Source organism: Actinomadura logoneensis, from assembly GCF_003428695.1.
In the GTDB taxonomy this organism is placed as follows: Bacteria; Actinomycetota; Actinomycetes; order Streptosporangiales; family Streptosporangiaceae; genus Spirillospora; species Spirillospora logoneensis.
The window spans coordinates 1-10,717 of record NZ_QURH01000992.1; the positions used below are offsets into that span (position 1 = coordinate 1).

Here is a 10,717-nt window from a genome sequence, read left to right on the forward strand (position 1 = left end):
GGACAGCCGTCCCCGTCCGGCGCCGCGGGTCCGGCCCGTCCGGAGCGGCCCGCGCCGCCCGCCGCCCCGCCCACGATGATCGAGTCCATGCCGGTCGTCGGACAGCAGCCGCCGACGCCGCCGCACGAGCCGCAGGCCGCGCCCGGCGCGCAGCACGGCGACCCCCAAAGCGGGTACGGCGACCCGCAAGGCGGATACGGCGCACCCGCCCCCCGTCCAGGGGAGCAGCCGTACGGCCGACCGCCCACGCCGCCGCCTTTCGGCCAGCAGCCGTACGACCAGCAGCCGTACGACCAGCAGGGCTATGGAGCTCCGCAGGGCTACGAGGCCCAGCAGGGGCACGGAGCGCAGCAGGGCCACGGAGCGCAGCAGGGCCACGGCGCCCAGCAGGGGTACGGCGCCCCGCAGCAGCAGGGGCAGTCGCCGGCGGGGGATCCCGCCTACCCTCAGCAGCCCTACGGGCAGCAGCCCGACGCGGGTCAGTACGGGCAGCCCGGCCAGCAGCAGTTCGCTCCGCCGCAGGCCGCCTACCCGGAGCCGTTCGCGCCGCCCGCGGAGCCGAAGGCCCCTGCCGCCGAGCCGCACGCCCAGCAGGGCGAGGAGCGCACGCTCATCGTCCCCGGCCCCGCCGCGTCCCCGGCCGCCGAGCCGGGCCGCCAGGCTCCGAAGGTCGACGACCAGGCCACCGTCGCGTGGTCGCCCGGCCCGGACGTCCCGGTGGCGTCGGGTCCGGAGCGGCGTCCGGCCGAGCCGTGGCAGGCCCCGGCCGCGCCCGACGTCCCGGAGCCGTGGGCGAGCCCGCAGCCCGGCCGCCCGGTCGCCGGTCAGCAGGCCGACCACGAGCGCACGATGATGGTCCCGCCGCCCGAGGCGGATCTCGGCGCGCCCGTCGCCGGCCACGACCCGTCCGGTCCGTCCGGTCCGGCGGGTTCCTCCGGGTTCGGTGGCGGCGTCGACCAGCGGCAGGCCGAGGACGGTCTGCCCACCCAGGCGTTCGACCCGGCCGCGCAGGGACGGCATCACGCGCCGCAGCCCGCCGAGGGCCTCGGCGACGCGACGCGGATGGACGTCGGCCGCCAGCAGCAGTGGGGCGCGCCCGCCCAGCAGGGCCAGTACGGCCAGCAGCCCTACGGCCAGCAGGACCAGGGGCAGTTCGGCCAGGGAGCCCAGCCGCAAGGGCAGTACGGCCAGCAGCCGCAGCCGGGCCAGCAGGGCCAGCCCGGGGAGTTCGACCAGACCCGGCAGGTGGGTCAGCAGGGACAGTTCGGCCAGGGCCAGTACGGGCAGCCCGCGGCGTCCTACGGGCAGGCGCAGGGCGGCCAGGGCGGCCAGGGCGGCCAGGGGGGCCAAGGCGCGCAGGGCCAGGGCCAGTTCGGCGGGCCGCAGCAGTACGGGCAGCCCGCCCAGGGCGGCGAGCCCTACCCCGGCTACCAGCAGACTCCCTCCAAGCAGGACGGCGGCAAGGGCAACAAGCAGCTCTTGCTCATCGTCGGCGGTGCGGCCGTCGTCGCGGTCATCCTTGTGGTGCTGGTCGTGGCCTTCGTCCTCTGACCGGAGCCGCCGCGTGTCCGCCCAGGGCGGTGACACGCAAAGTTCCGGGCCGGGTTCCTTGACCGGGGAGCCGCGGCGGCCCGGGACGGAGACGCGAAACGCCGACGGGATTTGCGTCACACGACGGGAACATCCCGTCGGCGTTCGCCCGTTGTGACTACGGGAAGATGGCCCGTAGGGGCGTCGCGAGCTTGCGCCGGAGGGGTCGCTCGCGATAGTGGACCGTTCGCTTTGACCTTTCGCGAAGTGGTCGGTAACCTCTTGGCTTGTGCCCGCTGTGTGCGGGCCAATCTGCGTGCGCAGCGGCAGGGTCCTGCGATTTGACAGGACGGCCCGGCGCCGCAGCAAACTCCCCGGCTTGTTTCGGCCCATGCAGTGGGCCGGGCGGTCTCGTGTCGGATCACGGTCATCTTTTGGGTGAGCAGGATGCGACACGCCCGACCGCGTGGGTCGGAGAGGTCGGGAAACCGGCAGGTCACAGCCTCAAACGAGGTGGTGATGACGGGCCTCGTCCATGCGGGGCTCAGGCAGAACAAGACTTACCGGCTCGGTACGAGGAAGACGGAGACGCGGTGCCCACGATCCAGCAGCTGGTCCGAAAGGGCCGCCAGGACAAGGTGACCAAGAACAAGACGCCGGCGCTCAAGGGCAGCCCCCAGCGCCGGGGAGTCTGCACGCGCGTCTACACGACGACGCCCAAGAAGCCGAACTCTGCGCTTCGCAAGGTCGCCCGTGTCCGGCTGACCAGCGGGATTGAGGTCACGGCCTACATCCCCGGCGTCGGCCACAACCTGCAGGAGCACTCGATCGTGCTCGTGCGCGGCGGCCGAGTGAAGGACCTCCCGGGCGTTCGGTACAAGATCATCCGCGGGTCGCTGGACACCCAGGGCGTCCGCAACCGCAAGCAGGCGCGCAGCCGCTACGGCGCCAAGAAGGAGAAGAGCTAATGCCGCGCAAGGGCCCTGCTGGCAAGCGCCAGCTCATCGCGGACCCGGTGTACAACTCGCCGCTGGTCACCGCGCTGATCAACAAGGTTCTCCTGGACGGCAAGCGCTCCATCGCGCAGAGCATCGTCTACGACGCCCTGGAGGGTGCGCGCGAGAAGACCGGCAACGACCCGGTCGTCACGCTCAAGCGCGCGCTGGACAACGTCAAGCCGACCCTGGAGGTCCGTTCCCGCCGTGTCGGCGGCGCGACCTACCAGGTCCCGGTCGAGGTCCGGCCCGCCCGCTCCACCACTCTCGCGCTGCGCTGGCTGGTGCTCTACGCCCGGCAGCGTCGTGAGAAGACCATGACCGAGCGCCTGATGAACGAGCTGCTCGACGCCTCCAACGGCCTCGGCGCGTCCGTCAAGAAGCGCGAGGACACGCACAAGATGGCGGAGTCCAACAAGGCCTTCGCCCACTACCGCTGGTAATCCGGCGGATCCTGACTTACGACGAGACGACGCGAGGACGAAAGTGGCTACCAAAACCGGTGTAGACCTCTCCAAGGTCCGCAACATCGGCATCATGGCCCACATCGACGCCGGCAAGACCACCACCACCGAGCGGATCCTGTACTACACGGGCATCAGCTACAAGATCGGTGAGGTCCACGACGGCGCGGCCACGATGGACTGGATGGAGCAGGAGCAGGAGCGGGGCATCACCATCACCTCCGCGGCCACCACCTGCACCTGGCCGGTCGAGGACGTCAAGCACACCATCAACATCATCGACACTCCGGGCCACGTCGACTTCACCATCGAGGTGGAGCGGTCGCTGCGCGTCCTGGACGGTGCCGTCGCGGTGTTCGACGGTGTCGCGGGCGTCGAGCCGCAGTCCGAGACCGTGTGGCGCCAGGCGGACCGCTACGGCGTCCCGCGGATCTGCTTCGTCAACAAGCTCGACCGGGTCGGCGCGGAGTTCCACCGCTGCGTCGACATGATCAAGGACCGCCTCAACGCGACCCCGCTGGTCATGCAGCTCCCGATCGGCGCGGAGGCGGACTTCAAGGGCGTCGTCGACCTGGTCACGATGAAGGCCCTGCTCTGGAACGCCGAGGCCAAGCTCGGTGAGATGTACGACACGGTCGACATCCCCGACACGCACCTCGAGGCCGCCCAGGAGTGGCACGACAAGCTGATCGAGACGCTGGCCGAGGCCGACGACGAGATCATGGAGCTGTACCTGGAGGGCACCGAGCCCACCGTGGAGCAGCTCTACCCGGCGATCCGCCGCGCCACCATCGCGGGCAACCTGTTCCCGGTGCTGACCGGCACCGCGTTCAAGAACAAGGGCGTCCAGCCGCTGCTCGACGCGATCGTGCGCTACCTCCCCTCTCCGCTGGACGACGGCGGCGTCGAGGGCCACGCGGTCCGCGACGAGGAGAAGGTCCTGCACCGCGACGCCAGCGAGGACGAGCCGTTCTCCGCCCTGGCGTTCAAGATCGCGTCCGACCCGCACCTGGGCAAGCTGACCTTCATCCGCGTCTACTCGGGCGTGCTGGAGGCCGGTTCCTCGGTCCTGAACTCCGTCAAGGAGCGCAAGGAGCGGATCGGCAAGATCTACCGGATGCACGCCAACAAGCGCGAGGAGATCAACCAGGTGGGCGCCGGCGACATCGTCGCCGTCATGGGTCTGAAGCAGACCACCACCGGTGAGACCCTCAGCGACGAGAAGGACCCGATCGTCCTCGAGTCGATGAACTTCCCGGCGCCGGTCATCCACGTGGCGATCGAGCCGAAGACCAAGGCCGACCAGCAGAAGCTCGGCACCGCCATCCAGCGGCTCGCGGAGGAGGACCCCTCCTTCCAGGTCCGCACGGACGAGGAGACCGGCCAGACGGTCATCTCCGGCATGGGCGAGCTCCACCTGGAGATCCTGGTCGACCGCATGAAGCGGGAGTTCAAGGTCGACGCCAACGTCGGCAAGCCCCAGGTCGCGTACCGCGAGACCATCACGCGCTCCGTGGAGAAGGTCGAGTACACGCACAAGAAGCAGACCGGTGGTTCCGGTCAGTTCGGTCGCGTGATCATCAACCTCGAGCCGCTGGGCGAGGGCAACGACGGTTACGAGTTCGAGAACAAGGTCACCGGTGGCCGCATCCCGCGGGAGTACATCCCGTCGGTCGACGCGGGCTGCCAGGAGGCCGCCGAGTTCGGTGTTCTCGCCGGCTACCCGATGGTGGGCGTGAAGGTCACCCTTCTCGACGGTGCCTACCACGAGGTGGACTCCTCGGAGATGGCGTTCAAGATCGCCGGTTCCATGGCGTTCAAGGAGGCCGCCCGCAAGGCCGGGGCGACCATCCTGGAGCCGCTGATGGCCGTCGAGGTCACCACGCCCGAGGAGAACATGGGCGACGTCATCGGCGACATCAACTCCCGGCGCGGCCAGGTCCAGTCCATGGACGAGCGCGCGGGGATGCGGGTCGTCAAGGCGCTCGTGCCCCTCTCGGAGATGTTCGGCTACGTGGGTGATCTGCGCAGCAAGACCCAGGGCCGGGCTGTTTTCACCATGCTGTTCGACTCCTACGCCGAGGTTCCCAGGAACGTCGCGGAGGAGATCATCGCCAAGGCCCGGGGCGAGTAGCAGCCGGTCCAGGCCCGGCGACGGTCGTCGAGCCAGCACAGTCACCCAGCCAGCACACGAAGCGGCCTTCAGCAGGCCGAGGATCGCAACAAGGAGCAACCAGTGGCGAAGGCCAAGTTCGAGCGGACCAAGCCGCACGTGAACATCGGCACCATTGGGCACATCGACCACGGTAAGACCACGCTTACCGCGGCGATCACCAAGGTGCTCCACGACAAGTACCCGGACATCAACCCCTTCACGCCGTTCGAGGACATCGACAAGGCGCCGGAGGAGCGCGAGCGCGGTATCACCATCTCGATCGCGCACGTCGAGTACCAGACCGAGTCGCGCCACTACGCGCACGTCGACTGCCCGGGTCACGCCGACTACATCAAGAACATGATCACCGGTGCGGCGCAGATGGACGGCGCCATCCTGGTGGTCGCCGCCACCGACGGCCCGATGCCGCAGACCAAGGAGCACGTGCTCCTGGCCCGCCAGGTCGGCGTCCCCTACATCGTCGTCGCGCTGAACAAGTGCGACATGGTGGACGACGAGGAGATCCTGGAGCTCGTCGAGCTCGAGGTCCGCGAGCTGCTGTCGGAGTACGAGTTCCCGGGCGACGACGTCCCCGTGGTCCGCGTCTCCGCGTTCCAGGCGCTGCAGGGCGACGAGAAGTGGGCCGAGTCGATCCTCGAGCTCATGACCGCCGTGGACGAGAACGTCCCCGAGCCGCAGCGTGACACCGACAAGCCGTTCCTGATGCCGATCGAGGACGTCTTCTCGATCACCGGCCGTGGCACCGTCGTCACCGGCCGCATCGAGCGCGGTGTGGTCAACGTGAACGAGGAAGTCGAGATCATCGGCATCAAGGACTCCTCGTCCAAGACCACCGTCACCGGTGTCGAGATGTTCCGCAAGCTGCTCGACCAGGGCCAGGCGGGCGACAACGTCGGCCTCCTGCTCCGCGGCATCAAGCGCGAGGACGTCGAGCGCGGCCAGTGTGTCATCAAGCCGGGCACCAACACCCCGCACACCGAGTTCGAGGCTCAGGTCTACATCCTGTCCAAGGACGAGGGCGGCCGCCACACGCCGTTCTTCAACAACTACCGCCCGCAGTTCTACTTCCGTACCACGGACGTGACCGGCGTCGTGTACCTCCCCGAGGGCACCGAGATGGTCATGCCGGGCGACAACACCGAGATGCGCGTCGAGCTGATCCAGCCCGTCGCCATGGAGGAGGGCCTGAAGTTCGCCATCCGCGAGGGTGGCCGGACGGTCGGCGCGGGTCGCGTCACCAAGGTCATCAAGTAACACTCTCGTAGTTCGGCGGGCTGACCACTGGCCTGGAACGCCAAGTCGGCCCGCCGTTCCACGACCAAGAAGCAACAGCGGCACTACCAGCAAAGGACACCGAGGCCACCATGGCGGGACAGAAGATCCGCATCCGGCTCAAGGCCTACGACCACGAGGTCATCGACACCTCCGCGAAGAAGATCGTTGAGACGGTGACGCGGACGGGCGCCAAGGTCGCGGGCCCGGTGCCGCTGCCGACCGAGAAGAACGTGTACTGCGTCATCCGCTCGCCGCACAAGTACAAGGACAGCCGCGAGCACTTCGAGATGCGCACGCACAAGCGGTTGATCGACATCATCGACCCGACGCCCAAGACGGTCGACTCGCTGATGCGACTCGACCTTCCGGCCGGCGTTGACATCGAGATCAAGCTCTGAGGGACGCACCAAAATGAGTACGCAGAGGAAGGGCGTCCTGGGCGAGAAGCTCGGCATGACCCAGGTCTTCGACGATGAGGGCCGGATGGTTCCGGTAACCGTCGTCCAGGCCGGGCCGTGCGTGGTCACCCAGCTCAAGGACCAGGAGAAGGACGGCTACACCGCCGTTCAGATCGGCTTCGGCCAGATCGACCCGCGCAAGGTCAACAAGCCGCGCACGGGCCACTTCGAGAAGGCCGGCGTCACGCCGCGCCGCTACCTGGTCGAGCTGCGCGTTGACGACGCCACCGAGTACGAACTCGGCCAGGAGATCACCGCCAGCGTCTTCGAGGCCGGCCAGAAGATCGACGTGACCGGCACCAGCAAGGGCAAGGGCACCGCGGGTGTCATGAAGCGCCACGGCTTCAAGGGCCTCGGCGCCTCGCACGGTACCCAGCGCAAGCACCGCTCGCCGGGTTCGATCGGCGGCTGCGCGACCCCCGGTCGCGTCTTCAAGGGCCTCCGCATGGCGGGACGGCACGGCAACGCCCGTACCACCGTCCAGAACCTGACCGTCCACGCGATCGACGCGGAGAAGGGTCTGCTCCTCATCAAGGGTGCGGTCCCCGGTCCCAACGGCGGCGTGGTCCTGGTCCGCGACGCAGTGAAGGGGACGGGCAAGTGACCTCCAAGCTCGACATCGACCTGCCCGCCGAGATCTTCGACGCCAAGACCAGCGTTCCGCTGATCCACCAGGTCGTCGTCGCCCAGCTCGCGGCGGCTCGGCAGGGCACGCACTCCACCAAGACCCGGGGCGAGGTCTCCGGCGGTGGCAAGAAGCCGTACCGGCAGAAGGGCACCGGCCGCGCGCGCCAGGGTTCGACCCGTGCGCCGCAGTTCGCCGGCGGTGGCACCGTCCACGGCCCGCAGCCGCGCGACTACTCGCAGCGGACGCCCAAGAAGATGAAGGCCGCCGCGCTCCGCGGCGCGCTCTCGGACCGCGCCCGCTACGGCCGGGTGCACGTCGTCGACGGTCTCCTCGACGGCGACACCCCGAAGACGAAGACGGCGCTCGCCGCCCTGCGCGGCGTGACCGAGGCCAAGCGCGTGCTCCTGGTGCTCGACCGTGAGGACGAGCTGACCTGGAAGTCGCTGCGCAACGAGCCGAGCGTGCACGTCATCGTCGATGACCAGCTCAACACCTACGACGTGCTCGTGAACGACGACGTGGTCTTCACCCAGAAGGCGTACGAGTCGTTCCTCGCGCGCGTGAAGAAGTAACGAGGGCAGACATGAACAAGATCTCTGACCCCCGCGACATCATCATCGCGCCGGTCGTCTCGGAGAAGAGCTACGGGCTGCTCGACGAGGGCAAGTACACCTTCATCGTCCGCCCGGACGCGAACAAGACGCAGATCAAGCAGGCCGTCGAGGCGATCTTCGACCGCAAGGTGGCCGGCGTCAACACGATCAACCGTCCTGGTAAGCGCAAGCGGACCCGCTTCGGCTACGGCCAGCGCAAGAGCACCAAGCGCGCGATCGTGAGCCTGGCCGAGGGCGAGCAGCCGATCGACATCTTCGGCGGACAGACCTCCTGACGAGGTCCGAGCCCCGAAGCGTGAACTAAGGGATTGCACGAAAAAGATGGGCATCCGAAAGTACAAGCCGACGACCCCGGGTCGTCGCGGCTCCAGCGTGGCCGACTTCGTCGAGATCACGCGCACCGAGCCGGAGAAGTCGCTGCTGCGTCCTCTCCCGAAGAAGGGCGGCCGTAACAACCACGGCCGCATCACCACTCGCCACCAGGGCGGCGGGCACAAGCGCGCGTACCGGCTGATCGACTTCCGCCGGCACGACAAGGACGGCGTTCCGGCGAAGGTCGCTCACATCGAGTACGACCCGAACCGCACCGCCCGCATCGCGCTGCTGCACTACGCCGACGGTGAGAAGCGGTACATCCTCGCGCCGCAGGGGCTCAAGCAGGGCGACCGGGTCGAGAACGGCCCCGGGTCGGACATCAAGCCGGGCAACTGCCTGCCGCTTCGCAACATCCCGACCGGTACGGTCATCCACGCCATCGAGCTGCGGCCCGGCGGCGGTGCGAAGATCGCCCGGTCCGCGGGCGCCGGCGTCCAGCTGCTCGCCAAGGAGGGCAAGTACGCCACGCTGCGTATGCCGTCCGGCGAGATGCGCATGGTGGACGTCCGCTGCCGCGCCACGGTGGGCGAGGTCGGCAACGCCGAGCAGTCCAACATCAACTGGGGCAAGGCCGGCCGTATGCGCTGGAAGGGCAAGCGCCCGACCGTCCGCGGTGTGGCCATGAACCCGATCGACCACCCGCACGGTGGTGGTGAGGGCAAGACCTCCGGCGGCCGCCACCCGGTCAACCCGAACGGTAAGAAGGAAGGCCGGACTCGCAAGGCGAACAAGTCCAGCGACCGTCTCATCGTCCGTCGTCGCAGCAAGAAGAAGCGGTAGGAGTCGCTCGCAATGCCACGTAGCCTTAAGAAGGGCCCCTTCGTGGACGACCACCTGATCAAGAAGGTGGACGCCCAGAACGAGAAGGGGACGAAGAACGTCATCAAGACGTGGTCGCGGCGCTCCATGATCGTGCCGGACATGATCGGTCACACGATCGCCGTGCACGACGGCCGCAAGCACGTCCCGGTGTTCATCACCGACGCCATGGTGGGGCACAAGCTCGGCGAGTTCGCGCCGACGCGCACGTTCCGCAGCCACGTCAAGGAAGACCGCCGCAGCCGTCGCGGCTGAGCGGGCAGGAATCTGTAGGAGAGAGGGAACAGCGATGGAAGCCAGGGCCCAGGCACGGTTCATCCGTGTCACGCCCATGAAGGCTCGGCGCGTGGTGGACCTCATCCGCGGCCTGCCTGCCGCGGAGGCGCAGCAGGTGCTGCGGTTCGCCCCTCAGGCGGCGAGTGAGCCCGTGGGCAAGGTGCTCGCGAGTGCCATCGCCAACGCCGAGCACAACTTCAAGCTCGACACCGAGACGCTGGTCGTGAGCCACGCGTTCGTGGACGAGGGACCGACGCTCAAGCGTTTCCGTCCCCGCGCCCAGGGTCGTGCCTACCGCATCAACAAGCGGACGAGCCACATCACGGTGGTCGTCGCCCCGCGCGACGAGGTCGCCGCGGCCGGCGGTAAGAAGACGAGGAGGGCCCGGTAGTGGGTCAGAAGATCAACCCGCACGGGTTCCGGCTCGGCATCACCACCGACCACAAGTCCGTGTGGTTCGCCGACAAGCTCTACAAGGACTACGTCAAGGAGGACGTCCAGATCCGGCGCATGCTCTCCAAGGGCATGGACCGGGCGGGCATCTCCAAGGTCGAGATCGAGCGCACCCGTGACCGCGTCGAGGTGAACATCCACACCGCGCGTCCGGGCATCGTCATCGGCCGGCGTGGCGCGGAGGCCGAGCGCCTCCGCGGCGACCTGGAGAAGCTGACCGGCAAGCAGGTCCGGCTGAACATCCTCGAGGTCAAGAACCCCGAGATCGACGCCCAGCTCGTCGCGCAGGGCGTGGCGGAGCAGCTGAGCTCCCGCGTGGCGTTCCGCCGCGCGATGCGCAAGGCGATCCAGTCCGCCATGAAGTCCGGCGCCAAGGGCATCAAGGTGCAGTGCTCCGGCCGTCTCGGCGGCGCGGAGATGTCCCGGTCCGAGTTCTACCGCGAGGGCCAGGTCCCGCTGCACACGCTGCGCGCGGACATCGACTACGGCTTCTACGAGGCCCGGACGACGTTCGGCCGCATCGGCGTGAAGGTGTGGATCTACAAGGGCGAGGCCGCCCAGACCCGCGCCGAGCGCGAGGCCCAGGCCGCGCAGCAGCGCGCCGCCGGTGGCGGTCGCGGCGGCGAGCGTCGTGAGCGTCGTGGCGGCGGCGGC

12 protein-coding genes and 1 pseudogene are annotated in these 10,717 nt (G+C 68.7%); all 13 read left to right on the plus strand.

Going from position 1 to position 10,717, the window contains the following annotated elements:
• Window positions 1-1,551: pseudogene (locus DZF91_RS33880) on the plus strand (hypothetical protein); the annotation flags it as partial.
• Between the two features lie 572 nt (window positions 1,552-2,123).
• Window positions 2,124-2,498 (plus strand): 30S ribosomal protein S12, encoded by a 375-nt coding sequence (rpsL, locus tag DZF91_RS33885; RefSeq protein WP_019632621.1) that lies wholly within the window; start codon window positions 2,124-2,126, stop codon window positions 2,496-2,498.
• Entirely contained in the window at window positions 2,498-2,968 is a 471-nt protein-coding gene (rpsG, locus tag DZF91_RS33890; protein ID WP_067806994.1) for a 30S ribosomal protein S7, read from the plus strand. Before rpsL ends, rpsG begins: the two co-directional genes overlap by 1 nt.
• Before the next feature lie 43 nt (window positions 2,969-3,011).
• The gene (gene fusA, locus DZF91_RS33895; RefSeq protein ID WP_117361123.1) at window positions 3,012-5,123 is read left to right on the plus strand and encodes an elongation factor G; all 2,112 of its coding nucleotides are present in this window, start codon (window positions 3,012-3,014) and stop codon (window positions 5,121-5,123) included.
• Between the two features lie 102 nt (window positions 5,124-5,225).
• Window positions 5,226-6,419 carry an elongation factor Tu gene (gene tuf, locus DZF91_RS33900; RefSeq protein WP_117361124.1) on the plus strand — a complete coding sequence of 398 codons (1,194 nt, stop codon included), beginning with the start codon at window positions 5,226-5,228 and terminating at the stop codon, window positions 6,417-6,419.
• Between the two features lie 110 nt (window positions 6,420-6,529).
• On the plus strand, window positions 6,530-6,838 hold the full coding sequence (rpsJ, locus tag DZF91_RS33905; protein ID WP_018657599.1) for a 30S ribosomal protein S10: 309 nt from the start codon (window positions 6,530-6,532) through the stop codon (window positions 6,836-6,838).
• A gap of 13 nt (window positions 6,839-6,851) precedes the next feature.
• On the plus strand, window positions 6,852-7,502 hold the full coding sequence (gene rplC, locus DZF91_RS33910) for a 50S ribosomal protein L3 (protein WP_117361125.1): 651 nt from the start codon (window positions 6,852-6,854) through the stop codon (window positions 7,500-7,502).
• On the plus strand, window positions 7,499-8,098 hold the full coding sequence (rplD, locus tag DZF91_RS33915) for a 50S ribosomal protein L4 (protein WP_117361126.1): 600 nt from the start codon (window positions 7,499-7,501) through the stop codon (window positions 8,096-8,098). Before rplC ends, rplD begins: the two co-directional genes overlap by 4 nt.
• Window positions 8,099-8,109: 11 nt before the next feature.
• Window positions 8,110-8,415: a 50S ribosomal protein L23 gene (rplW, locus tag DZF91_RS33920; protein WP_117361127.1), complete on the plus strand. Its 306-nt coding sequence runs from the start codon at window positions 8,110-8,112 to the stop codon at window positions 8,413-8,415.
• Window positions 8,416-8,461: 46 nt separating this feature from the next.
• The gene (gene rplB, locus DZF91_RS33925; RefSeq protein WP_117361128.1) at window positions 8,462-9,295 is read left to right on the plus strand and encodes a 50S ribosomal protein L2; all 834 of its coding nucleotides are present in this window, start codon (window positions 8,462-8,464) and stop codon (window positions 9,293-9,295) included.
• 12 nt (window positions 9,296-9,307) lie between these two features.
• Window positions 9,308-9,589, plus strand: coding sequence for a 30S ribosomal protein S19 (gene rpsS / locus DZF91_RS33930; RefSeq protein WP_030176138.1), 282 nt, complete (start codon window positions 9,308-9,310; stop codon window positions 9,587-9,589).
• Window positions 9,590-9,623: 34 nt separating this feature from the next.
• Window positions 9,624-10,001 carry a 50S ribosomal protein L22 gene (rplV, locus tag DZF91_RS33935; protein ID WP_117361129.1) on the plus strand — a complete coding sequence of 126 codons (378 nt, stop codon included), beginning with the start codon at window positions 9,624-9,626 and terminating at the stop codon, window positions 9,999-10,001.
• On the plus strand, window positions 10,001-10,717 hold a 717-nt coding region (gene rpsC, locus DZF91_RS33940), incomplete at its 3' end, for a 30S ribosomal protein S3 (RefSeq protein WP_117361130.1). The genes rplV and rpsC, both read left to right, overlap by 1 nt.